The organism is Serratia sp. CY29653 (assembly GCF_052169255.1).
Lineage (GTDB): Bacteria > Pseudomonadota > Gammaproteobacteria > Enterobacterales > Enterobacteriaceae > Serratia > Serratia sarumanii.
The window spans coordinates 353743-375924 of sequence record NZ_JBJNLC010000003.1 but is presented as its reverse complement, the minus strand read 5'-3'; the positions used below and the strand labels follow the sequence as shown (position 1 = coordinate 375924).

General features: G+C 62.0%; 22 protein-coding genes. 15 read left to right on the top strand and 7 right to left on the bottom strand.

Annotated elements, in window-relative coordinates:
* Positions 1-70 precede the first annotated feature (70 nt).
* Complete coding sequence (malM, locus tag ACJ8HN_RS18020; RefSeq protein WP_033636212.1) at positions 71-976, top strand: maltose operon protein MalM; 906 nt, start codon at positions 71-73, stop codon at positions 974-976.
* Between the two features lie 55 nt (positions 977-1031).
* On the opposite strand, the gene ACJ8HN_RS18015 is transcribed toward malM, so the two are convergent.
* From ACJ8HN_RS18015 to ACJ8HN_RS18005, 3 genes are read right to left on the bottom strand one after another with little or no spacing between them, the layout of a single operon-like run.
* Positions 1032-2015, bottom strand: coding sequence for a nucleoside hydrolase (locus ACJ8HN_RS18015; RefSeq protein WP_049195299.1), 984 nt, complete (start codon positions 2013-2015; stop codon positions 1032-1034).
* Positions 2016-2036: 21 nt separating this feature from the next.
* Positions 2037-3038 (bottom strand): LacI family DNA-binding transcriptional regulator, encoded by a 1002-nt coding sequence (locus tag ACJ8HN_RS18010; protein ID WP_033649706.1) that lies wholly within the window; start codon positions 3036-3038, stop codon positions 2037-2039.
* Positions 3039-3062: 24 nt separating this feature from the next.
* On the bottom strand, positions 3063-4445 hold the full coding sequence (locus ACJ8HN_RS18005; protein ID WP_033654718.1) for an MFS transporter: 1383 nt from the start codon (positions 4443-4445) through the stop codon (positions 3063-3065).
* A 392-nt stretch (positions 4446-4837) separates the two neighbouring features.
* Between ACJ8HN_RS18005 and ubiC the strand changes: the two genes are divergently transcribed.
* Positions 4838-5353, top strand: coding sequence for a chorismate lyase (ubiC, locus tag ACJ8HN_RS18000; protein ID WP_033636208.1), 516 nt, complete (start codon positions 4838-4840; stop codon positions 5351-5353).
* 17 nt (positions 5354-5370) lie between these two features.
* A complete protein-coding gene (gene ubiA / locus ACJ8HN_RS17995; protein WP_033654716.1) occupies positions 5371-6243 on the top strand; it encodes a 4-hydroxybenzoate octaprenyltransferase in 873 nt (290 codons plus the stop codon).
* Positions 6244-6308: 65 nt separating this feature from the next.
* Here ubiA and plsB read toward each other — a convergent pair whose 3' ends face one another.
* Positions 6309-8774: a glycerol-3-phosphate 1-O-acyltransferase PlsB gene (plsB, locus tag ACJ8HN_RS17990; protein ID WP_033649708.1), complete on the bottom strand. Its 2466-nt coding sequence runs from the start codon at positions 8772-8774 to the stop codon at positions 6309-6311.
* Positions 8775-8922: 148 nt separating this feature from the next.
* Between plsB and ACJ8HN_RS17985 the strand changes: the two genes are divergently transcribed.
* The 4 genes from ACJ8HN_RS17985 to ACJ8HN_RS17970 all read left to right on the top strand — a co-directional run bounded on the left by ACJ8HN_RS17985 (position 8923) and on the right by ACJ8HN_RS17970 (position 11966).
* On the top strand, positions 8923-9291 hold the full coding sequence (locus ACJ8HN_RS17985; protein ID WP_015379225.1) for a diacylglycerol kinase: 369 nt from the start codon (positions 8923-8925) through the stop codon (positions 9289-9291).
* A gap of 102 nt (positions 9292-9393) precedes the next feature.
* Positions 9394-10002 carry a transcriptional repressor LexA gene (lexA, locus tag ACJ8HN_RS17980; RefSeq protein ID WP_004936736.1) on the top strand — a complete coding sequence of 203 codons (609 nt, stop codon included), beginning with the start codon at positions 9394-9396 and terminating at the stop codon, positions 10000-10002.
* Between the two features lie 102 nt (positions 10003-10104).
* Positions 10105-11442 carry an MATE family efflux transporter DinF gene (gene dinF, locus ACJ8HN_RS17975; protein WP_442523775.1) on the top strand — a complete coding sequence of 446 codons (1338 nt, stop codon included), beginning with the start codon at positions 10105-10107 and terminating at the stop codon, positions 11440-11442.
* A gap of 314 nt (positions 11443-11756) precedes the next feature.
* A complete protein-coding gene (locus tag ACJ8HN_RS17970; RefSeq protein ID WP_004936743.1) occupies positions 11757-11966 on the top strand; it encodes a CsbD family protein in 210 nt (69 codons plus the stop codon).
* Between the two features lie 101 nt (positions 11967-12067).
* On the opposite strand, the gene zur is transcribed toward ACJ8HN_RS17970, so the two are convergent.
* Positions 12068-12580, bottom strand: a complete 513-nt coding sequence (gene zur, locus ACJ8HN_RS17965) for a zinc uptake transcriptional repressor Zur (RefSeq protein WP_015379223.1) — start codon at positions 12578-12580, stop codon at positions 12068-12070.
* 245 nt (positions 12581-12825) lie between these two features.
* On the opposite strand from zur, the gene ACJ8HN_RS17960 reads away from it, so the two are divergent.
* The 3 genes from ACJ8HN_RS17960 (at position 12826) to pspG (ending at position 14895) form a co-directional block, all read left to right on the top strand.
* On the top strand, positions 12826-13398 hold the full coding sequence (locus tag ACJ8HN_RS17960) for a sugar O-acetyltransferase (RefSeq protein ID WP_033639268.1): 573 nt from the start codon (positions 12826-12828) through the stop codon (positions 13396-13398).
* Positions 13399-13508: 110 nt separating this feature from the next.
* Positions 13509-14519 (top strand): tRNA dihydrouridine(20/20a) synthase DusA, encoded by a 1011-nt coding sequence (gene dusA, locus ACJ8HN_RS17955; protein ID WP_442523774.1) that lies wholly within the window; start codon positions 13509-13511, stop codon positions 14517-14519.
* A gap of 157 nt (positions 14520-14676) precedes the next feature.
* On the top strand, positions 14677-14895 hold the full coding sequence (gene pspG, locus ACJ8HN_RS17950; RefSeq protein ID WP_033636200.1) for an envelope stress response protein PspG: 219 nt from the start codon (positions 14677-14679) through the stop codon (positions 14893-14895).
* A gap of 300 nt (positions 14896-15195) precedes the next feature.
* Here the strand turns inward: pspG and ACJ8HN_RS17945 are convergent, their stop codons facing one another.
* The gene (locus tag ACJ8HN_RS17945) at positions 15196-16179 is read right to left on the bottom strand and encodes a quinone oxidoreductase (protein WP_442523773.1); all 984 of its coding nucleotides are present in this window, start codon (positions 16177-16179) and stop codon (positions 15196-15198) included.
* Positions 16180-16346: 167 nt separating this feature from the next.
* Here ACJ8HN_RS17945 and dnaB point away from each other — a divergent pair, with 167 nt between their 5' ends.
* Entirely contained in the window at positions 16347-17771 is a 1425-nt protein-coding gene (gene dnaB, locus ACJ8HN_RS17940) for a replicative DNA helicase (protein WP_025160134.1), read from the top strand.
* Positions 17772-17788: 17 nt separating this feature from the next.
* Positions 17789-18868 (top strand): alanine racemase, encoded by a 1080-nt coding sequence (alr, locus tag ACJ8HN_RS17935; protein WP_039569648.1) that lies wholly within the window; start codon positions 17789-17791, stop codon positions 18866-18868.
* Between the two features lie 44 nt (positions 18869-18912).
* Here alr and ACJ8HN_RS17930 read toward each other — a convergent pair whose 3' ends face one another.
* Positions 18913-19680, bottom strand: coding sequence for a transporter substrate-binding domain-containing protein (locus ACJ8HN_RS17930; RefSeq protein WP_039569645.1), 768 nt, complete (start codon positions 19678-19680; stop codon positions 18913-18915).
* Positions 19681-19895: 215 nt separating this feature from the next.
* Between ACJ8HN_RS17930 and ACJ8HN_RS17925 the strand changes: the two genes are divergently transcribed.
* From ACJ8HN_RS17925 to ACJ8HN_RS17915, 3 genes are all read left to right on the top strand, one after another.
* Positions 19896-20363 (top strand): Lrp/AsnC family transcriptional regulator, encoded by a 468-nt coding sequence (locus ACJ8HN_RS17925; RefSeq protein WP_004936775.1) that lies wholly within the window; start codon positions 19896-19898, stop codon positions 20361-20363.
* Between the two features lie 82 nt (positions 20364-20445).
* Entirely contained in the window at positions 20446-21639 is a 1194-nt protein-coding gene (locus ACJ8HN_RS17920) for an amino acid aminotransferase (protein ID WP_049195296.1), read from the top strand.
* A gap of 125 nt (positions 21640-21764) precedes the next feature.
* The gene (locus ACJ8HN_RS17915) at positions 21765-22181 is read left to right on the top strand and encodes a secondary thiamine-phosphate synthase enzyme YjbQ (protein ID WP_004936779.1); all 417 of its coding nucleotides are present in this window, start codon (positions 21765-21767) and stop codon (positions 22179-22181) included.
* Position 22182: the final 1 nt, after the last annotated feature.

Sequence of the window (22182 nt, the reverse complement as noted above, 5' to 3'; positions counted from 1 at the left end):
TCCCCCAACCGCATTCGCCGCGGCCGGATCTCTTGCCTGATCCGCCGCGGCGCTGAAAGAGGATATAACGATGAAAAAGAATCTGCTGTCACTCTGCCTGTCGCTGGCGCTGACCGTCGGCGCGCCTTTGGCGGCCAACGCCGACACGCCGGCCAATGTTTCCGTCGCGCCGGCCATCAGCGCTGCCACGCTGCAAAGCCTGCCGTGGCAGCCGCTGCAGCCGCCGGTGTCGCAAGAGGTGAAGCTCGACGCCGTCAGCCCGCAGCTCAATCAGGGCGAAATTCAGGGGGCGATCGCCGCCTATACGCTGCCGGCCGATCGCGGTTCGCTGGAAGTGACGCTGAGCAGCCTCGCCAAAAACAATTCGCTGTACGCGCCGAGCGTGCTGGTGCTGGACGAGCATCTGCGCCCGGCGGCGTATTACCCGAGCAGCTATTTCCCGTATCAGCCGCCGGGGGCGATGTCCTCCGATCGCCTCGAAGGCACGCTGAAACTGACGCCGGCGCTCGGTCAAAAACAGATTTACCTGCTGGTGTACACCACCCGCCAGGACTTGGCGAAAACCACGCAGCTGACCAACCCGGCCAAGGCCTACGCGCAGGGCGTGGGCAACGCGGTGCCGGATATCCCGGATCCGATCGCCGGCCACGCGACGACCGGCACGCTGAAGCTTAAGGTCACCGCGGAACAGGGCACCGGCAACGTGATGATCGGCATGCTGCAGCCTGCGCCGACCGTGGCGCCGGTGGTGGTGGGCTCGACCGCACCGGCCGCCGTGGCGGCGCCTGCGCCTGCGCCGGAGAAACCGGCGGAGCCGATGCTCAACGATACCGAAAGCTACTTCAATAACGGCATCAAGCAGGCGGTGAAGGCGGGCGATATCGACAAGGCGCTGAAGCTGATGAATGAGGCCGAGAAACTGGGCTCGACCACCGCGCGTAAAACGTTTATCAGCAGCGTTAAAGGCAAGGGGTAACACCCGGCGCTGCCGATGCTGGCTCGATGATTGGTGCGCTTTGGCGCACCTTTTTTCATCCGCGGGCCAGCGTTGCGCCGATCAACGCCAGCAGACGGGCGTTGTCCACCTGCTGCATGACGCGCACCGGCTTGCCCTGCGGCGCCGGCATGCCGACCGTCAGGCGCAGGCTGTCCGGCCGCCAGCGGCGTGAGCTGCCGCGCGTCAACGCCCCTTCCAGCGCCACATCCACATGAAACATCTCGGTGGTGACCAACTGCGGCGCCAGCAGCCAGGCTATCACCAGCGCATCATGGATCCAGCAGCCCGGCAGGCGCCGCGTATGGCGCGAATAGTCGATCCACGGCTGCGTCGTGGCGCGCAAATAGCGGCACAGCGGGGTATCCGGCTGGGTCAACGCGGCCAGATCCGCCTGGGTCAGCATGGTCTGGGTGGTGACGTCCAGCGGCGCCAGCGTGATAGCGGCGCCGCTGTTCAACACCAGCCGCGCCGCTTCCGGATCCAGGCCGAAATTGGTGTCCTTGATATATCCCTCAACGTTGAACACGCCGCCCATGATCACGATCTCTTTCACCGCCTGCGCCATCTGCGGGTAAAGCTGCATGGCGTGCGCAACGTTGGTCAGCGGGCCGATAGCCGCCAGCGTGATCTCGCCGGGATGCCGGCAGATCAGTTCGCCGATGGCGATGGCGGCGTCCGGCGCAGGCGCGTTGGCCAGCGGGGGCGCGGGCAGGTCACGCCACAGCGCCGCCAGCTTAGGATCGGCGATCGGGCGGTCCAGGTGTGCGCGCCACGGCTCCGGCGGTTCGCTCAGGGCGCGCGCCGCGCCGAGGGCGACCGGCACCTGATAGCCGCTCTGCGCCAGCAGATCGGTGGCGACGGCGAAGCCCACTTCACGCGGGGTGTTGCCGGCCACGATGCTGATCAACTCCAGCTGCAGCTGCGGTTTGGCCGCCAGCGCCAGGGCCAGCGCCAGGCCGTCGTCGACGTTGGCGCCGGGAACGCCGTTGCCGGGATCGCAATCAATGATTAAACGCATATAAGGTGTCCTGAAAAACCGCTAACAGCCGCACGAACGGCGGATGCGCAGTTGAAAAGCGAATTCATGCAGCTCGGCGGGCGCGGCGCCGGCGGCCAGCATGGCGATGGCCCGCTTGGCCATGGCGTCGATCGGCTGCTCGACCGCGCTGAGCGGCGGCACGCTGAATTCGGATTGTTGCGTGCCGTTAAAACAGATCAGCGCCAGATCGTCCGGCGCGCGCAGCCCATGCTCCGCCAGCGCCGACAGGCAGCCGAGCGCCTGCTGCTCGTTAGAGGTGAAAACGGCGCGCGGTCGCGGGCCTTGCACCAGGCGCTGGGTGGCCTGGTAACCGCCCTGGCGGGTGTAGGGCGCTTCGAAAATCCACGCGTCGCGTGGCGCGATGCCCGCCTCCAGCAGCGCATCGCGCCAGCCGTTCAGGCGATCCTGCGCGTTGAGCATGGTCAGCGGACCGATAAAAATGCCGATGTCGCGATAGCCGTGCTGCAGCAGATGGCGGGTCGCCTGGCAAGCGGCGTCGCGCTCGTCGACGCGGATGGCGCAAACGCCGGCCTGGCTGTCGATGGTGTCTATCATCACGCAGGGGGTGCCGGAAGCGCGGATCAGATCGAACCACGGGTGGCGATCGACGCTGGTGTACAGCAGGCCATCGACCTGGCGGCGCAGCAGGTTGTTGATAAGCTCATACTCGCGCTGACGATCGTCGCCGGCATCGCCCAGCAGCAGCACGCGGCCGCGGCTGAAGGCTTCCTGCTGCAGCGCCCGCGCCAGAGTGGCGAAGAACGGGTTGGAAATATCCGGCACCACCAGCCCGTAGGTTTGCGTGCTGCCGGAGGCCAGCGCCCGCGCGATGTCGTTCGGCCGGTAGCCGGTCTGCTCGATCGCCGCCAGCACGCGCAGCCGGGTGGCTTCCGCCACCGGGCGCGGGCCGTTGTTGATCACGTAGCTGACCACGGCGACGGAGGTGCCCGCTACGCGGGCCACGTCGGCGCGGGTAACGCGTCGCGCGGAGTGATTATCCAAATTGAGATCCTGTTCGCCTTCTCGCTACGCGGCATCCTGCGGCAGGTTGAGATCGCGGCCGCGGGTTTCGGGAGCAAAGAAGGTGGTGATTAAGCCGATGCCCGCCATTACAACAAAATAGGCGGCGACAGGCCACCAGTGACCGAAGCCGGAGAGCAGCGCGGTGGCGATCAGCGGCGCGGTGCCGCCGGAGAGGATCGAGCCGAGCTCCTTGGCGAACGCCATCTTGGAGTAGCGGTTCTTCACGCCGAACAGTTCGACGCCGTAGGCCGCCTGCACGCCGAAAATCCCCAGCGATGCGATGCACATGCCGACCACGATCACCGAGATGACGATCGCCGGTTCACGGCTGTCGAGCAGCCAGAACGCCGGGAAGGCGTACAGCACCAGCAGCAGGCAGAACCAGCGGTAGGTGACGCGGCGGCCGAAGCGATCGGACAGCCAGCCGGCCAGCGGGATCACCAGAAAACCGCACAGCGAGGCGATCAGCACCGCCAGCGCCGGCACCGATTTATCGACCATCAGCACCTTGGCGACGTAGCCGACGATAAAGCCCTGGCACAGATAGGAGGGGCCGTTTTCGCCGATGCGCAGGCCGAGCATCACCCAGAACGCTTTGGTGCGCTGCAGGTAGCTGCGTGAGTCCGGCGCGGCCTGAGCGGCGTCCAGCATGCGCTGGTGGTTTTGTTGCAGCTCGCGCTCGAACACCGGCGTTTCGCGCACGTGACGGCGCAGGTACAGCGCCACCCCGGCGATCAGAATGCTGGCGAGGAACGGAATGCGCCAGCCCCAGCTCATCAGATCTTCCTTGTCGAGTTGCAGCACCAGCAGCCATACCAGCGACGCCAGCAGGGTGCCGCTGTTGGAGCCGATGGCGATGATCGAGGCCACCAGCCCGCGCCGCTTGGCCGGCGCGTATTCCGCCAGCATCACCGCGCCGCCGGACAGCTCCGCGCCGGCGCCGAACCCCTGCGCGAAGCGCAGGATCACCAGGCAGGTGGGCGCCCAGACGCCGATTTGCGCATAGGACGGGATCAGGCCGATCAGCGTGGTGGAAATGCCCATCAGCGCCACGGTGGTGATCAGCACCACGCGGCGGCCTTTGCGATCGCCGATCCAGCCGAACACCAGCGCGCCGATCGGCCGCGCGACGAAACCGACTGAGTAGGTGGCGAAGCTGGCCAGCAGAGCGACCAGCGGCGTGGCCTCGGGGAAGAACACATCGCCGAACACCATGCCGGCCGCCAGGCCGTACAGCGCGAAGTCGACGTATTCCATGGCGGTGCCGAGCCAGCAGGAGAAGGTGGCGCGCCAAAATTGGCTGCGCCCCTCTTTGGTTGCCAGGCGTTCATCGGCCGCCAGCGCGGCGTCGGCGGTCTGTGGAGTGGCAAGCGTTGTTTCGCTCATGACGGTGCTATCCTCTTTTGTTCTGCGCCTGGAGGGGCGCGGTTAAAGATGGTTTCCCTGGTGCCGGCAACAAAGGTGTGCCGACAAATGATGTCGGACGCATGGCGATTCAACGCTGCGGTGTCAGAGTATCTACGCGCGTAGATAAAACAACGCGACAAAGATGAAACTTTGCAGGCGATCACAGAATCGTCATCGTGCCGGGGAACGAAGATAGAGAATACGGATGGCAAAAAGATGACAGAACCCCGGTTTTTCCGGCCGATAGGCCTGCCGTTTTCGCCACGAATCAGCCTGCCGCTTTCGCATTTCTGCGCTACAATGGGGGCCTGTTAACAGTTTGTATCGTCTGGCGCGCCGTACCGGCTGCGGTTCAGGCGAGGAGTAAAGCAATGTCTGGCATCAGGGATTCCATCCTGCCGCCGCTGGAGTGGTTGTCCGAACAGGATCCTCCGGCGCCCGCCGCCGTCAGCGACTGGCTGATGGAGTTAGGCTCCATGACCCGCCGATTTGAACGCCATTGCGCCCAGGTGCGCGTCGAACCGCAGCGCGAATGCTTCGTCACGCGCGAGGCGCTGGGCGACGAGGCGAAGCACCTGCCCGACAGCCCGCGCTACTGGCTGCGCGAAGTGGTGCTGCTGGGCGACGACCAGCCCTGGCTGCTGGGGCGCACGGTGATCCCGGAAAATACGTTGACCGGCCCCGACCAGGCGCTGGTGGATCTGGGCACGCTGCCGCTGGGGCGCTACCTGTTTAGCAGCGGCGAGCTGACCCGCGACTATATTCATATCGGCCGGCAGGACGCGCTGTGGGCGCGCCGTTCACGGCTGCGGCTGGCGGGCAAACCGCTGCTGCTGACCGAACTGTTTTTACCGGCTTCGCCGCTGTATTCAGCGGTTCCTGCATAAGAGAGGAGAGCAAGACCTTGGAGGGAAGCGTGACTCAAAGTAAATGGCGGGCTTACAGCCATTTGATGCGCATTGATAAACCGATCGGCACGCTGTTGCTGCTGTGGCCGACGCTGTGGGCGCTGTGGCTGGCCGGGAAAGGCGTGCCGCCGCTGTCGATTTTGCTGGTGTTCGTGCTCGGCGTGTTCCTGATGCGCGCCGCCGGCTGCGTGGTGAATGACTACGCCGATCGCGCGGTGGACGGCTACGTGAAACGCACCGCCGGGCGGCCGATGCCGAGCGGCCGGGTGAGCGCGAAAGAGGCCAAGGTGCTGTTCGTGGTGCTGGTGCTGGTCTCGTTCTGCCTGGTGTTGACGCTGAATGCGATGACCATTTGGCTGTCGCTGGCGGCGCTGGCGCTGGCCTGGGCGTACCCGTTCATGAAGCGGGTGACCAACCTGCCGCAGTTCGTGCTGGGCGCCGCGTTCGGCTGGGGCATTCCGATGGGCTATGCGGCGGTCAGCGAATCGCTGCCGCTCAGCTGCTGGCTGCTGCTGCTGGCCAACATCTGCTGGACGGTGGCCTACGACACGCTGTATGCGATGGTCGACCGCGACGATGACCTGAAGATCGGCATCAAATCCACCGCTATCCTGTTCGGCCGTTATGACAAGCTGATCGTCGGGCTGTTGCAGTTCGCGACGCTGCTGCTGCTGGTGTGGGTCGGTTATCTGGCGCAGCTCGGCGGGGCGTTTTACTGGTCACTGCTGCTGGCGGGCGCGCTGTTCATTCACCAGCAGAAACAGATCGCCGGCCGCGAGCGCGAGGCCTGCTTCAAGGCCTTCCTGCAGAACAACTATGTCGGGCTGGTGGTGTTCATCGGCATCGCGCTGAGCTATCTGCCGACGTAACGCTTCCCTTCCGCAAGAAAAAAGGCACCCCGAGGGTGCCTTTTGTGTTTCCGCGCCGGGCGAAATCACTCGTCTTTCTCTTCTTCCGCATCGGATTGCGGCAGGGCGTTGGTTTCTTCCGGCATGTTGACGCTTTCGATGGTCAGCTTGATCTCCGGCGTGATCAGATCGCTCAGCATGTTGTACACCTCGAGGGTGTGCTCGCGGATCGCATCGCCGCTGTCGTTGATATAGCCTTCTTCGCGCAGCGTTGCCACCAGGGTGGAGAACACCGCCTTGTCGAAGAATTCCGGCGCGTTGATGCCGTGCAGCACCGACAGACGCTGCGCCATGATGCGGCTCTCTTTCTCCAGCGCGCCGCGGTTGATGCTCGGGTTGGCGCTGAGGATCGACATGGTGATGGCGTAGCGTTGCAGGGTTTCGCGCACCCCGGCGGCCAGCAGCTGCAGCGGGCGAATGCGCGCCGGGTTCAGCACCAGCTCGTCGCCTTTGTCGCAGATCAGCTGTTGACGGATCAACTCGTCGATCACCGGCCGCAGCACCTCCGGCAGCTGTTCCTTGTCGTTATGCAGGAACAGCTCGGCTTTCAGCATCGGATAGATCATGCCGATTTGGCGCAGCAGCTCGGCGCGCGATACCCGGCGGTGATGCATCACGATGCTGGCGATCAGCGACGGCAGCACCAGCAGGTGGTGGATGTTGTTGCGGTAATAGGTCATCAGCACCGCCTGCTCGCGCGGCAGGATGATGATGTCGCCGATGCTGTCCTTCTCCACCTCGAACTTGTTCATGTTCAGCGCGTGATCCAGCAGCTCGTCCGGCGTTTGCGTCGGCACGGTGACGTCACGCGCGTAAGGCGCGTTGCGCATCAGCTGCAGGTAGCACTCGAGCTGTTCGATCAGCTGTTCGCGGGTCAGCGAACGCTGACGCGAGGCCAGCAGCGCGGTGGAACACAGGTTCATGGCGTTGGCCGCGGCGGCGTTGTTGATGCGCACCATGATCTGGCCGGCCAGATCGTTGACCGTCGGCGTCAGCCAGCTTGGGCGCTGGGCTTCGATCGGATCGATCGACTCGCGCCACTGCGGCACGTTCTGGTTGAGGTAAGCCGTCAACGGCAGCGGTTCGCCGAAGTTGACGTAACCCTGGCCCAGGTTGCGCAGCTTGCGCAGGCCGCGCAGCATCTGCGGCAGGCTCTCTTTTTCCTTGGTGGCGCCGCGCAGCTCTTTGGCATAGGTACCCACTTCCATCACGTGCTCGTAACCGATGTAAATCGGCACCAGCGTGATCGGACGGGTGCCGCCGCGCAGCATCGCCTGGATGGTCATCGACAGGGTGCCGGTCTTCGGCTCCAGCAGGCGCCCGGTGCGGGAACGGCCGCCTTCCACGAAGTATTCCACCGAGTAACCGCGGGTGAACAGCTCGCCGAGGTATTCGCGGAACACCGTCGAGTACAGCTTGTTGCCCTTGAAGGTGCGGCGGATGAAGAACGCGCCCAGGCGACGGAAGATCGGGCCGGCCGGCCAGAAGTTGAGGTTGATGCCGGCGGCGATGTGCGGCGGCACCAGGCCCTGGTGATACAGCACGTAGGACAGCAGCAGATAGTCCATGTGGCTGCGGTGGCAGGGCACGTAGACGATCTCGTGGCCGTCCTGCGCCAGCTGGCGCACGCGCTCGGCGTTGGTGACGTTGATGCCCTGATACAGCCGGTTCCAGGTCCAGCTCAGCACGCGGTCGGACAGGCGCACGGTTTCGTAGGAGAAATCGGCGGCGATCTCTTCCATCAGCGCGATGGCGTTCTGCTGGGCTTTCTCGTGCGAGATCTTCTTGCTGCGCGCTTCGTCCTCGACCGCTTTTTCGATCGCTTTGGACGCCAACAGCTTGTTAAACAGATCCTGACGGGCCGGCAGGCTCGGGCCCACGGCGGCCAGGCGCTGACGCGAGAAGTGCATGCGCGCCACGCGCGCCAGTTTTTGCGCGATGGTTTTATCCGTTCCGTGTTCGGTGGCCATGCGGCGCAGCGAAACGGTGTTGGAGAAACGCACGAAGCTGTCGCGGCCGAGCCACAGCACGGCGAAGAATTTCTGCACGCCGTTCAACAGACGCAGGTGCGGCGTACCGTGGCCTTCGCGGCCCGGCGAGCGGCCGAACATCACCGAAACCGGCAGCATCTGAATGTCGAGATCCGGATTGCTGCGATGCAGATCCAGATAGTCGTGGAACAGCTTTACCGACTCTTCTTTCGGGGTGTAATAGCGGAACACGCGCGGGCCGTCGTGAATGAACACGTAGCTCGGCAGCACGGTGCCGTCGATCTCCAGCGAGTTGAGCGGATCGGGCAGATCCTGCGCCAGGCACTGGGTGCGCAGCGTCAGCAAATCCGCCTTGGAATTGTAAGGTAAAACATACAAAATCGGCCGTGAGGGATCCAACCCTAGCTCGGTAACCGGATCTGAAGGGATGACCTTACTTCTTACCAACAATTTAAGTGGTAAATTCAATATTTTATAATAAATTTTACGCCAACCTGACATAACAACGTGAAGCCTCTTGTTAGCAATGCGCCGCAAGCATACCAGAAACCGGGTAGCAGATCTGTGGTGTTCGAAAACCGAGAGCCGTCAGCGCGGACTGTTCTAGACTCTTTTTATTATGACCGACCTCTGAGAAAGGCACGAAAACATGGCAAACCAAGCAACCGGCCTGACCCGCATCATCAAGGCCGCCGGCTATTCCTATAAAGGGCTTTCCGCCGCCTGGCAACACGAAGCGGCGTTCCGCCAGGAACTGGTGGTCACCCTCCTGGCTATCATACTGGCTGTCTGGCTGGATGTGGGTGCGATAGCGCGCATTTTATTGATCGGATCGGTAGCGCTGGTGATGATCGTCGAGATCCTGAACAGCGCGATCGAGGCGGTGGTGGATCGCATCGGCAGCGAACATCACGAGCTGTCCGGCCGGGCCAAGGACATGGGATCGGCGGCGGTGTCGCTGGCGATCGTGCTCGCGCTGTTCGTTTGGGGCACGGTCTTATGGCAGCACTTCGGCTGACGAAAAGCGCCTACTGACTGATTTTTATTTAATCTTCGGTTCCCAATCCGCGCTTACCTGTATATACTCACAGCAAGACTGTATAAACAAACAGGGGGCGGAATGAAAGCACTAACTACCAGACAGCAAGAGGTCTACGACCTGATTCGCGAGCACATTTCGCAAACGGGCATGCCGCCAACGCGTGCCGAGATCGCGATGCGTCTGGGGTTCCGTTCGCCTAACGCCGCCGAAGAACACCTGAAGGCGCTGGCACGCAAAGGCGTGATCGAAATCGTCTCCGGTGCTTCGCGCGGTATCCGCCTGCTGATGGAAGAAGAAGAAGGGCTGCCGTTGATCGGCCGCGTCGCCGCCGGCGAGCCGCTGCTGGCGCAGCAGCACATCGAAGGGCACTACCAGGTGGATCCTTCCCTGTTTAAACCGAGCGCCGATTTCCTGCTGCGGGTGAACGGCATGTCGATGCGCGACATCGGCATTCTGGATGGCGATCTGCTGGCGGTGCACAAAACGCAAGACGTGCGCAATGGCCAGGTCGTGGTGGCGCGCATCGAAGACGAAGTGACGGTCAAGCGCCTGAAAAAGCACGGCAACGTGGTTGAACTGCTGCCGGAGAACAACGAATTCCAACCGATCGTGGTCGATCTGCGTCAGCAGAATTTCACTATCGAAGGGCTGGCGGTCGGCGTGATCCGCAACGGCGACTGGATTTAATCGTCGCACCCTCAGTGCCGCCTCCTTGTATCAATCGCCCCTGTTCTGGGGCGTTTTTGTTTCTGACCTTGCCATTCGCCACCGCTACGGGAACGTCTCATCATGCGCTTGATTTCTGCCTTTACCAGCGACACCGATAAAGCTCTGTGGCGCCTGGCCTTGCCGATGATTTTCTCCAATATTACCGTGCCGCTGCTCGGGCTGGTGGACACCGCGGTGATCGGCCACCTCGACAGCCCGATCTATCTGGGGGGCGTCGCGATCGGCGCGGTGGCGACCAGCTTCCTGTTCATGCTGCTGTTGTTCCTGCGCATGAGCACCACCGGCCTGGCGGCGCAGGCGCTGGGGGCACAGAACCCGCAGGCGCTGGCGCGCGCCTTTATGCAACCGCTGCTGTTGGCGCTGCTGGCCGGAGCGGCGATCGTCCTGCTGCGTTATCCGCTGATCGAACTGGCGCTGCGGATCGTCGGTGGCGATGGCGAGGTGCTGGAACAGGCGCGGCGTTTTCTTGAGATCCGCTGGTTAAGCGCCCCGGCGGCGCTGGCCAATCTGGTGCTGCTGGGCTGGCTGCTCGGCGTGCAGTACATGCGGGCGCCGGTGATCCTGCTGATCGTCGGCAACCTGCTGAACATCGTGCTGGATATCTGGCTGGTGATGGGCCTGGGCTGGAACGTGCGGGGGGCGGCGGCGGCAACCGCCATCGCCGAATACGCTACGCTGCTGCTCGGCCTGTGGTTGGCGTGGCGGGTGATGCGCCTGCGCGGTATTACCCTGCAGATGCTGCGCCAGGCCTGGCGTGGCGATCTGCGTCGCCTGCTGGCGCTCAACCGCGACATAATGCTGCGTTCACTGTTGCTGCAACTGTGCTTTGCGTCGTTGACCATTTTCGGCGCTCGCCTGGGAAGCGAGGTGGTGGCGGTCAATGCGGTATTGATGAATCTGCTGACGTTCACCGCCTATGCGCTCGACGGTTTTGCTTATGCGGTGGAGGCTCATTCGGGCCACGCCTACGGCGCCCGGGACGACAGCCAACTGCGCAAGGTGTGGCACGCGGCCTGCAGGCAGGCAGGGCTGGTCGCGTTGGCCTTCGGCCTGGCGTATGCCGTTACCGGCCAGCAGATCGTGGCGGCATTGACCTCTTTGCCGGAACTGCGTGCGTTGGCCGCACATTATTTGCCCTGGCAGGTCATTCTGCCGCTGGTCGGGGTATGGTGCTATTTGCTGGACGGCATGTTTATCGGCGCCACGCGCGGCGCCGAGATGCGTAACAGCATGGCGGTGGCCGCTGCGGGATACGGTCTGGCGCTGTTCAGCGTGCCGCTGCTAGGCAACCACGGGCTCTGGCTGGCGCTGGCGGTGTTTCTGGCGCTGCGCGGCCTGGCGTTGGGCTGGATTTGGCACCGTCATCAGGTGCGCGGCAGTTGGTTTGCTGCACGCTAGGTCGAACGCTTTGTTGGGTTATTTATTAATTTATCTTATGTTTTGTTCATTTTTGCTTACATGTTTTTAGTCCAGATCCGTTCGCGTTAGTTCGTTGTTTGTTGGCGTTTTTTGTTTTTATTGTGTTTTTTAATGGTTTTTTATTCTGCAAATTGGCTTTTTTATTTCCATGTTTAACTAGAATGAATCATGTGGCTGGTAAATGAAGGGGAGCGTTGCTTCTTAAGGTGAAGGGAGCATCAGCCAGAAAAGTTTCTGGTTAACCCCGGCCGGCGACAGGGATCACTGATTCACCACAGGTTAACGGAGAGACTATGAATAAAGATCAAGCCGACGGTAACTGGAAGCAGCTGAAAGGCAAAGTGAAAGAGAAATGGGGCAAGCTGACCGATGACGATCTGACGGTCATCGAAGGGAAACGCGAACAGCTGGTCGGCAAAATCCAGGAGCGCTACGGTTACCAGAAAGAGGCGGCCGAAAAAGAGGTGAAAGCCTGGGAAGATCACACCAAACACCGCTGGTAATCTGCAGGGCCGCCATTGAAGGCGGCTTGCACAGCGCAGGCCGGCGTCGCTCCATCCTCTGGCGCTCCGGCCGCAGGTACAGGGAGGTACCTGATTTTGTCTTACTTCTTCTTGATGGCGATGCTGTGATCGTGTTCGGCGCAGTCATGCTTGCTGTCGCAAGCTTCAACTTCCACGCAGCCGGCGCACAGACCGTGCGCTTCCACTACGCTGTGCCGCAGCGCAAATCCGGCCTCCTGAGCCAGCTTCTGCAGCGTTTCCTCTACGCCTTCGGTGGTGCGTTCGGTCACCTGGCCGCAGCGGTCGCAGATAAACAGCGCGGACGTATGCATCGGCTGTTCGAAGTGGTGGCACAGCACGTAGCTGTTGGCGGACTCCACCCTATGGATAAACCCTTGCTCCAGCAGAAAATCCAGCGCGCGGTAGACCGTCGGCGGCTTGGCCTGCGGTTCGGCGACGCGCAGCAGATCGAGCAGGTCGTAAGCGCTGATTGCACCGGGTTGCTGAGTCATCAGACGCAGCACTTCCAGCCGTTGCGGCGTCAATCGCACATTGCGTTGCTGGCAGAGGCGTTCCGCCTGCGCCAGCAGCTTTTCCTGGGTGGTTGAGTTCATCGCAAATATCCCGGTACGTAAAAAAGCCGATTTTACCATGATTACGGCGAATCGCCGAGAGTTGCCCCCTTTTCCCCTGAGGATAGCGCAGAGAAAGGCACGCTGAGCGCGCTAAAAGAGAGATGCATCACAACTTTTCCCCTCCGCCGGACGGCAAATCAACGTTGCCGATTTTAGCGCTGGAGAGCAGCGGGCGAGAGCGGTATAACGCGCTTCATCCGCGTGATAAGCAGGAGCCTTGTGTGATGACGGAAAGAGAGAAGCTGTTAAGCGGCCTGGAGTACAACAGCCGCGATGAAGAACTGATCGCCCTGTACCATCGAGCCAGGGCGTTGACCAAAAGCCTGGAGGCGCTGGATTCGCATCAGGCGGACGAGAAAAATCGCCTGCTCGGCGAGCTGTTCGGCAGCTGGGGTGAGGCGAGCTGGATCGAAACGCCATTCTGGTGCGACTACGGGCAGCATGTCCGCATCGGCAAAAACTGTTTTATCAACGTCAATGCGGTGTTCCTCGACTGCAATACCATCACCATCGGCGACAACACGCTGATCGGCCCCAACGTGCAAATCTACACGCCGAGTCATCCGCTGAAGGCCGGTGAACGCTTTACCGGTGACCCGGCTTTCCCTTTCCGCACCTCGGCGCAGCCGGTGTCCATCGGCAGCAATGTGTGGATCGGCGGTAACGTGGTGATCTTGCCGGGCGTGACCATCGGCGACGGCACCACTATCGGCGCGGGCAGCATCGTGACCGGCGACATCCCGGCCAACGTGCTGGCGCTGGGGCAGCCGTGCCGGGTTATCCGCGCGTTGGAATAGGGCGCAGATAAGGCGGTTTTCCCAACGGCGCCGATTGTCGTTATAATAGCCGTTTGCGGCCGCGCGCCGTTCGTTGAACCCAGACAGACTCAGGTAGCCAGTAACTCAGCATGACGAAAGACAACCACGCCCCAACCTACGCCGCCAATCGTTTCTCCATCGCGCCGATGCTCGACTGGACCGATCGTCATTGCCGTTACTTCCACCGCCTGCTGACCAAGGAAACGCTGCTGTACACCGAAATGGTGACCACCGGCGCGATCATCCACGGCAAAGGCGACTACCTGGCCTACAGCGAAGAAGAGCATCCGGTGGCGCTGCAGCTGGGCGGCAGCGATCCGGCCGCGCTGGCGCACTGCGCCAAACTGGCGGAGCAGCGCGGTTACGACGAGATTAACCTCAACGTCGGCTGCCCGTCCGATCGCGTGCAAAACGGCATGTTCGGCGCCTGTTTGATGGGGCAGGCGGCGCTGGTCGCCGACTGCATCAAGGCGATGCGCGACGCGGTGTCGATCCCGGTGACGGTGAAGACCCGCATCGGCATCGACGATCAGGACAGCTACGCCTTCCTGTGCGACTTTATCGAGACCGTCGCCGGGCGCGGCGAGTGCGACATGTTCACCATTCACGCGCGCAAGGCCTGGCTCTCCGGCCTCAGCCCGAAAGAGAACCGCGAAGTGCCGCCGCTGGACTACCCGCGCGTTTATCAGCTGAAGCGGGATTTCCCGGCGCTGACCATCGCCATCAACGGCGGGGTGAAAACGCTGGAGGAGGCGCGGCAGCACCTGCAGCATCTGGACGGCGTGATGATGGGGCGCGAGGCGTACCAGAATCCGGGCATCCTGGCGCGGGTCGACAGCGAACTGTTCGGCGCGCAGACTGCAGTGCCGGACAGCGTGGCGATCGTCGAAGCGCTGTATCCGTATATCGAGCGCGAGCTGTCCAACGGCACCTATCTCGGCCACATCACCCGCCACATCCTCGGTTTGTTCCAGGGCGTGCCGGGCGCGCGCCAGTGGCGTCGCCACCTGAGCGAGAACGCCCACAAGCCGGGCGCCGATGCGCGGGTGGTGGAGCAGGCGCTGGCGCTGGTGCGTCAGCCGCGTGTGGAAATGGCGTAACCCACAAAAATTTTGACCAACAGTTAGTCTTTTTCGCCAGGCATTCGGCTCGTTGCCGGATGCCTGCCCCGTTTTTTCAATAGGTTAGCCCTTCCGCCATTCTGGCACGCTTCTTGTAATCCATTCAGCAGATACGTTGAGTTGCAAAGGAGCAATCATGTTGGAAATCTTCTTTCTCATTGGCTTTGTGGTGATGCTGATGGTGACCGGCATCTCGCTGCTGGGGATCTTCGCTGCGCTGTTGGCGGCGGCGGCGTTCATGCTGGTGGGCGGGTTGTTCGCGGTGGTCATCAAGCTGCTGCCGTGGCTGATTTTGGCGGTAGTCGGGGTATGGATTTACCGCGCGATGCAGAAACCGCAGGCCAGGCGTTACTGATTTTTTGCTGAATAATCAGACAGTCACACTGAAAATTGCACAATTTTTCGTACCGCGAATGCGGCAACGATCACAGCTTGGCAGTTTTCCCCGGCGATGTGGCACATAAAGCGTGTTTTTTGCCGAACGGGGCTGTTAGGATGTGGGTCGATGCAGTGATGCGACCGATTTCATCACCGTGAGAGACAACCAAAATTCGTGTTGCTAAAGCAACCCCCTGTCTCTGGCGGACTCTGCTCTACCCCTACAAAACGCAGTAACAGAAAGGGCTCCGCAAGGAGCCCTTTTCTTTGGCCGCTATCAGGGGATCAGCAGGCTGGAGCCGCTGGTGCTGCGGCTTTCCAGCACCTGGTGCGCCTGCTGGGCGTCGGCCAGCGCAAATTTCTGCTCGTCTCTCACCTCCACCCGAATGGCGCCGCTGCCGATCAGCGAGAACAGCTCGTTGCTGGCGTACTGCAGTTCGGCGCGGTTGGTGACGTAGCCGTTGAGGGAAGGGCGGGTGACGTACAGCGATCCTTTCTGGTTGAGCAGCGCCAGATCGACGCCGGTCACCGGGCCGGAGGCATTGCCGAAGCTGACCATCAGGCCGCGGCGTTTCAGGCTGTTGAGCGAGGCCTGCCAGGTGCTTTGCCCCACCGAATCGTACACTACGCCAACCTTCTCGCCGTGCGTCAGCTCGGCCACCCGCTGGGCGATATCCTCTTTGTGGTAGTTGATGGTGGCCCAGGCGCCGGCTTGTTTCGCCAGGGCGGCCTTCTCGTCGGAGCCGACGCTGCCGATCAGGCGCGCGCCCAGCGCTTTGGCCCATTGGCAGGCGATAAGGCCAACCCCGCCGGCGGCGGCATGGAACAGGAACACTTCTCCCGGCTGCACTTCGTGAGTCTGGCGCAGCAGGTAGTGCACCGTCAGCCCTTTGAGGAAAGAGGCGGCGCCCTGCTCAAAGCTGAGGTTGTGCGGCAGCAGCGCCACTTTTTCTTCCGGCACGTTGTGGATCTCGCTGTAGGCGCCGAGCGACGACTGCGCATACACCACCCGGTCGCCCGGTTTGATCGCGCTGACCCCGGCGCCGACCTTGACCACCACGCCGGCCGCCTCGGTGCCGAGGCCGCTCGGCAGGCTGGCCGGCGCGTACAGCCCGCTGCGCACATAGGTGTCGATGTAGTTGATGCCGATCGCCTTGTTCTCGATCTGCACTTCCCCGGCAGCCGGATCGAGCGGTGTAAAATCAACGTATTGCAAGACTTCCGGCCCGCCGGTGGCGGAGAATTGAATGCGCTTGGCCATATCGTTACCTCGTTGGAGTGTCTGATTTCACCCTATTCTTTTTAGTCTCGGAGATCCAGTTTGCCCGTGCGGGGTTCAATACCTTTTTTGCATCGGTTATGGCGCAAAAATCACGTATACTCTCGCGTCAGGATCCTTCATTCGCAACCGGATAAAGACTACGTTTCATGGCAGGAAAAAAACCAACCAACAAAACAAACGCGGACGAAACCAGAGAGCGTTCCAGAGATCGTCAGATGGAAGGGCTGAAGATGCCGCCGCACTCGCTGGAGGCCGAGCAGTCGGTGTTGGGCGGTTTGATGCTGGATAACGAGCGCTGGGACAACGTGGCGGAGCGCGTGGTCGCCAACGATTTCTTCAGCCGCCCGCACCGCCTGATCTTTACCGAGATGCAGCGTCTGCTGGAGATGAGCAAGCCTATCGACCTCATCACCCTGTCCGAATCGCTCGAACAAAAGGGCGAACTGGACTCGGTCGGCGGCTTCGCCTACCTGGCCGAGCTGTCGAAAAACACCCCGAGCGCCGCTAACATCGGCGCCTACGCCGACATCGTGCGCGAGCGCGCGGTGGTGCGCGAGATGATCTCGGTGGCTAACGAGATCGCCGACGCCGGCTACGATCCGCAGGGGCGCAGCAGCGAAGACCTGCTCGATCTGGCGGAATCCCGGGTCTTCCAAATCGCCGAGAACCGCGCCAGCAAAGACGAGGGCCCGAAGGGCATCGAGCGTATTCTGGAAGACACCGTGTCGCGCATTGAGCAGCTGTATCAGCAGCCGCACGATGGCGTGACCGGGGTCGATACCGGCTATCAAGACCTCAACAAGAAAACCGCGGGCATGCAAAAGTCCGATCTGATCATCGTCGCCGCCCGTCCTTCGATGGGGAAAACCACCTTCGCCATGAACCTGTGCGAAAACGCCGCGATGACCCAGGAAAAACCGGTGCTGATCTTCAGCCTGGAGATGCCCGGCGAGCAGATCATGATGCGTATGCTGGCGTCGCTGTCGCGCGTGGATCAGACGCGCATCCGTACCGGCCAGCTCGACGACGAGGACTGGGCGCGCATTTCCAGCACCATGGGTATTCTGTTGGAGAAGCGCAACATGTACATCGACGACTCCTCCGGCCTGACGCCGACCGAAGTGCGCTCGCGCGCGCGGCGCATTTTCCGCGAGCACGACGGGCTTAGCCTGATCATGATCGACTACCTGCAGCTGATGCGCGTGCCGGCCCTGTCCGACAACCGTACGCTGGAGATCGCCGAGATTTCGCGCTCGCTGAAGGCGCTGGCGAAAGAGCTGCAGGTGCCGGTGGTGGCGCTGTCGCAGCTGAACCGAAGCCTGGAGCAGCGCGCCGATAAGCGCCCGGTCAACTCCGACCTGCGTGAGTCCGGCTCTATCGAGCAGGATGCCGACCTGATTATGTTCATCTATCGTGATGAGGTGTATCACGAGAACAGCGATCTGAAAGGGATCGCGGAAATTATTATCGGTAAGCAGCGTAACGGCCCGATCGGCACCGTGCGCCTTACCTTTAACGGCCAGTGGTCGCGTTTCGATAACTACGCGGGGCCACAATACGATGACGAATAATCAGCTAAGGAACTGAAATGAAAGCGGCAACCGCTGTAATCGACCGCCGCGCTCTGCGACATAATCTGCAACAGGTGCGCCGCCAGGCGCCGCAAAGCCGCCTGATTGCCGTTGTGAAAGCAAACGCTTATGGACATGGCCTGCTGGAAACAGCACACACCCTGCAAGACGCCGACTGCTACGGCGTGGCGCGCATCGGCGAGGCGCTGATGCTGCGCTCCGGCGGCATCGTCAAACCGATCCTGCTGCTGGAAGGCTTCTTCTGTGCCGAAGATCTGCCGGTGCTGGTGGCGAACAACATCGAAACCGCGGTACACAGCATCGAACAGCTCGAAGCGCTGGAGCAGGCCGAGCTGGCGCGCCCGGTGCCGGTGTGGATGAAGCTCGATACCGGCATGCATCGGCTGGGGGTGCGCCCCGAACAGGCGGAGGCGTTTTATCAGCGCCTGTGCGCCTGCCGCAACGTGGCGCAGCCGGTCAATATCATGAGCCACTTCAGCCGCGCCGATGAGCCGGAATCCGACGCCACCCTGAAACAGATCGCCTGCTTCGAGCAGTTCGCGCGCGGCAAACCGGGCCAGCGCTCGGTCGCCGCGTCCGGCGGCACGCTGCTGTGGCCGGATGCCCACAATGAGTGGGTGCGTCCTGGCATCATTTTGTACGGCGTGTCGCCGCTGGATAACGGCAGCGGCGCCGAGCATGGGCTGCAGCCGGCGATGACGTTGAAGTCCAGCCTGATCGCGGTGCGCGAGCACAAGGCCGGCGAAGCGGTTGGCTACGGCGGCACCTGGGTAAGCCCGCGCGATACCCGGCTGGGCGTGGTAGCGATGGGGTACGGCGACGGCTACCCGCGCAGCGCGCCGACCGGTACGCCGATCCTGATCAACGGCCGCGAAGTGCCGATCGTCGGCCGGGTGTCGATGGACATGATTTCGGTCGATCTCGGGCCGGACGCCGCCGATAAGGTGGGGGATGAAGCGGTGCTGTGGGGCCAGGCGCTGCCGGTCGAGCGCATCGCCGCCTGCACCGGCATCAGCGCTTACGAACTCATCACCAAGCTCACGCAGCGCGTGGCGATGGAATACATCGGCGACTGATGCGCAGCAGGGGCCGACGCGCGTCGGCCCCGTTTCTCAGCGGGTTACTTCTTTACCGCCAACCACTTATCGATAATCTTCTGATACTCGCCGGTCGCCTTGGCCAGGTGCAGCCACTGATCCACGTACAGTTTCCAGCTCAGATCGTCGCGCGGCAGCATGTAAGCTTTCTCGCCGTACTGCATCGGTTTGCTCGGATTCACCGCGCACAGCTTCGGATAGCGCTTCTGCTGGTACAGCGCCTCGGAGGCGTCGGTGATCATCACGTCCGCCTTGCGGTCTACCAACTGCTGGAAAATGCTCATGTTGTCGTGCGTCAGCGTCAGCTTGGCCTTCGGTAGATAGGCGTGCACGAAGGCTTCGTTGGTGCCGCCCGCCGGCTCCAGCAGGCGCACCGACGGTTTGTTGATCTGCTCGAGAGTGCGGTATTTCTTCACGTCGGTGCAGCGCACCAGCGGGATTTTGCCGTCGGTATCCAGCTTGTCGGCGAAGAACACCTGTTTTTGTCGCTCCAGCGTGACGGAGATGCCGCCCATCGCGATATCGCACTTGCCGCCGACGAAGTCCGGCGTCAGGGTTTTCCAGCTGGTTTTCACCCACTTCACTTTGGCGCCCAGGCTCTTGGCCAGCGACTCCGCCATATCGATGTCGATGCCTTCATAGCCGCCGTCTTCCTTGAGGAAGGTATAGGGCTTGTAGTCGCCGGTGGTGCAGACTTCCAGGGTCTTTTGCTGCAGCACCTTGTCCAGGTGGGATTGCGCGCCGGCGCCGCCGGCGGCGAGCAGCAGCGCGAGAGGGAGTAGCTTTTTCATCTGGCGTCCTTTTTATACATTCGTGGTTTTATGCGTTACTTCGCCGTTAATTGTCGTTTACCTGCATGAGTTAGCCGTTTTTTATGCCGCTTACCGGCGAAAACGCCGGGCGTTGCTGCTGTACGCGATTTGAGCGCCAGGGTGTGACGTCGGCAACGGTAAAAAAACTGGTAGGCTGTAACGTCAACATTTATTAACACAGTTTACAGGTGGCTATGTACAACATTGACGATTTTGATATGAAAATCCTGACGCTGTTACAGGCCAACGGCCGTCTGACCAATCAGGAACTGAGCGAGCTGGTCGGGCTCTCCGCCTCCCAATGTTCGCGGCGGCGCATCAGCCTGGAGCAGGCGCAGCTGATCCGCGGCTACCACGCGCGGCTGGCGCCGGAGGCGGTCGGCCTGGGGCTGGTGGGGCTGATCGAAGTTAGCCTGATCACGCACGCGCAGGAGCAGATCGACAGCTTTCATCAGATGCTGGAGGAGGTGGACGCGATCCTTGACGCTTACAAGACCACCGGCGACGCCGATTACCTGCTGAAAGTGGCGGTGGCGGACCTGCCGGCGCTGAGCGAGTTCATCAGCCAGACGCTGTCGCCGCACAAAAGCGTGGCGCATATCAAAACGGCGGTGGTGCTCAATCGCATCAAGGAAAACGGTTTGTTGCCGGTGGCGAGATAAAGCTAAAACCGAATGCGGTTTTCCGTCTATATTAGGAACGTAACGCTGTGCCCAAACCACAATAAACCAGGAGAAAACCCCCGTGTTCCAGAACGTTGACGCCTATGCCGGCGATCCCATTCTGTCGCTGATGGAAAAATTCAAACAAGACCCGCGCGCGCACAAGGTGAACCTGAGTATCGGCCTGTACTACGATGCGCAGGGCATCATCCCGCAGATGCGGGCGGTCGCCGCGGCGCAAGCGCAGTTGAACAGCGTCGAGCACGGCGCCTCGGTATACCTGCCGATGGAAGGGCTGCAACCCTACCGTTCCGCCATCCAGCAGCTGCTGTTCGGCGCGCAGCACCCGATGCTGCAGCAGGGGCGCATCGCCACCATTCAGACCGTCGGCGGTTCCGGCGCGCTGAAAGTGGGCGCCGACTTCCTGAAAAGCTACTTCCCGGATTCGCAGGTGTGGGTCAGCGATCCGACTTGGGAAAACCATGTCGCCATCTTCAGCGGCGCCGGTTTCAAGGTGAATACCTACCCGTATTTCGACAGCGAAAGCCTGGGCGTGAAGTTCGACGCCATGCTCGCTGCGCTGAAACAGCTGCCGAAGCACAGCATCGCGCTGCTGCACCCGTGCTGCCACAACCCGACCGGTTCCGACCTGACCCCTGCCCAGTGGGATGAGGTGGTCAAGGTGATCGCCGAGCGTGAAATCATTCCGTTCCTCGACATCGCCTATCAGGGCTTCGGCGGCGGCATGGAGCAGGATGCCTACGCCATTCGCGCCATCGCGGCGGCCGGCCTGCCGTGCCTGGTGAGCAACTCGTTCTCGAAGATCTTCTCGCTGTACGGCGAGCGCGTCGGCGGCCTGTCGGTGGTGTGTGAAAGCGAAGAGGCGGCCGGGCGCGTGCTGGGCCAGTTGAAGGCCACCGTGCGCCGCAACTACTCGAGCCCGCCGAACTTCGGCGCACAGCTGGTGGCCAAGGTGCTGAACGACGCCCAGCTGAAAACCCAGTGGCTGGACGAAGTGGAGAGCATGCGCACCCGCATTCTCGAGATGCGCCACGCGCTGGTGGACACCCTGAAGAGCGCGCTGCCGCAGCGCAACTTCGATTACCTGCTGGCGCAGCGCGGCATGTTCAGCTACACCGGCTTCAGCGCGGCGCAGGTCGATCGCCTGCGTGAAGAGTTCGGCGTCTACCTGATCCACAGCGGCCGCATGTGCGTGGCCGGCCTGAACCACAACAACGTGCGTCAGGTGGCCGAGGCGTTTGCCGCGGTGCAGTAACGCCTGTTAGTCTGAACGGACGTTCATCGGGAGCGATAGCGATATCGCTCCTTTTTTATTGCCGGCGCGCCGCCGAAGTTGCCGCAAACCGGAGAGAGAATATACTGATTGAGGGGCGCTCACTCATGTGGCATCAGCAAACGCTAATCCTCAGCGCAAAAGCGCGTGGCTTTCATCTGGTTACCGACGAGATCGTCAACCAGTTAACCCACTTACACCGCCTGCAAACCGGCCTGCTGCATCTGTTGCTGCAGCATACCTCGGCCTCGCTGACGCTCAACGAGAACTGCGATCCCACGGTGCGAGCCGATATGGAGCAGCATTTCCTGCGTCAGGTGCCGGAAAACGCACCCTATCAGCATGACTACGAAGGGCCGGACGACATGCCGGCGCACATCAAATCCTCGCTGTTGGGCGCTTCTCTGACGCTGCCCGTCAGGCACGGGCGGCTGATGTTGGGCACATGGCAGGGCATCTGGCTGGGGGAGCACCGCATCCACGGCGGAGCACGCCGTATTGTGGCCACGTTACAGGGGGAATAAC

What these genes read in the sequence shown, in the direction of transcription:
- ACJ8HN_RS17945 (WP_442523773.1), bottom strand. Translation starts at nt 16,179, where the DNA reads ATGGCCAAGCGCATTCAATTCTCCGCCACCGGCGGGCCGGAAGTCTTG.
- malM (WP_033636212.1), top strand. Translation starts at nt 71, where the DNA reads ATGAAAAAGAATCTGCTGTCACTCTGCCTGTCGCTGGCGCTGACCGTC.
- ACJ8HN_RS18005 (WP_033654718.1), bottom strand. Translation starts at nt 4,445, where the DNA reads ATGAGCGAAACAACGCTTGCCACTCCACAGACCGCCGACGCCGCGCTG.
- ACJ8HN_RS18015 (WP_049195299.1), bottom strand. Translation starts at nt 2,015, where the DNA reads ATGCGTTTAATCATTGATTGCGATCCCGGCAACGGCGTTCCCGGCGCC.
- plsB (WP_033649708.1), bottom strand. Translation starts at nt 8,774, where the DNA reads ATGTCAGGTTGGCGTAAAATTTATTATAAAATATTGAATTTACCACTT.
- lexA (WP_004936736.1), top strand. Translation starts at nt 9,394, where the DNA reads ATGAAAGCACTAACTACCAGACAGCAAGAGGTCTACGACCTGATTCGC.
- dnaB (WP_025160134.1), top strand. Translation starts at nt 16,347, where the DNA reads ATGGCAGGAAAAAAACCAACCAACAAAACAAACGCGGACGAAACCAGA.
- dinF (WP_442523775.1), top strand. Translation starts at nt 10,105, where the DNA reads ATGCGCTTGATTTCTGCCTTTACCAGCGACACCGATAAAGCTCTGTGG.
- ACJ8HN_RS17930 (WP_039569645.1), bottom strand. Translation starts at nt 19,680, where the DNA reads ATGAAAAAGCTACTCCCTCTCGCGCTGCTGCTCGCCGCCGGCGGCGCC.
- ACJ8HN_RS17925 (WP_004936775.1), top strand. Translation starts at nt 19,896, where the DNA reads ATGTACAACATTGACGATTTTGATATGAAAATCCTGACGCTGTTACAG.
- ACJ8HN_RS17915 (WP_004936779.1), top strand. Translation starts at nt 21,765, where the DNA reads ATGTGGCATCAGCAAACGCTAATCCTCAGCGCAAAAGCGCGTGGCTTT.
- alr (WP_039569648.1), top strand. Translation starts at nt 17,789, where the DNA reads ATGAAAGCGGCAACCGCTGTAATCGACCGCCGCGCTCTGCGACATAAT.
- ACJ8HN_RS17985 (WP_015379225.1), top strand. Translation starts at nt 8,923, where the DNA reads ATGGCAAACCAAGCAACCGGCCTGACCCGCATCATCAAGGCCGCCGGC.
- dusA (WP_442523774.1), top strand. Translation starts at nt 13,509, where the DNA reads ATGACGAAAGACAACCACGCCCCAACCTACGCCGCCAATCGTTTCTCC.
- ACJ8HN_RS17960 (WP_033639268.1), top strand. Translation starts at nt 12,826, where the DNA reads ATGACGGAAAGAGAGAAGCTGTTAAGCGGCCTGGAGTACAACAGCCGC.
- pspG (WP_033636200.1), top strand. Translation starts at nt 14,677, where the DNA reads ATGTTGGAAATCTTCTTTCTCATTGGCTTTGTGGTGATGCTGATGGTG.
- ACJ8HN_RS17970 (WP_004936743.1), top strand. Translation starts at nt 11,757, where the DNA reads ATGAATAAAGATCAAGCCGACGGTAACTGGAAGCAGCTGAAAGGCAAA.
- zur (WP_015379223.1), bottom strand. Translation starts at nt 12,580, where the DNA reads ATGAACTCAACCACCCAGGAAAAGCTGCTGGCGCAGGCGGAACGCCTC.
- ubiC (WP_033636208.1), top strand. Translation starts at nt 4,838, where the DNA reads ATGTCTGGCATCAGGGATTCCATCCTGCCGCCGCTGGAGTGGTTGTCC.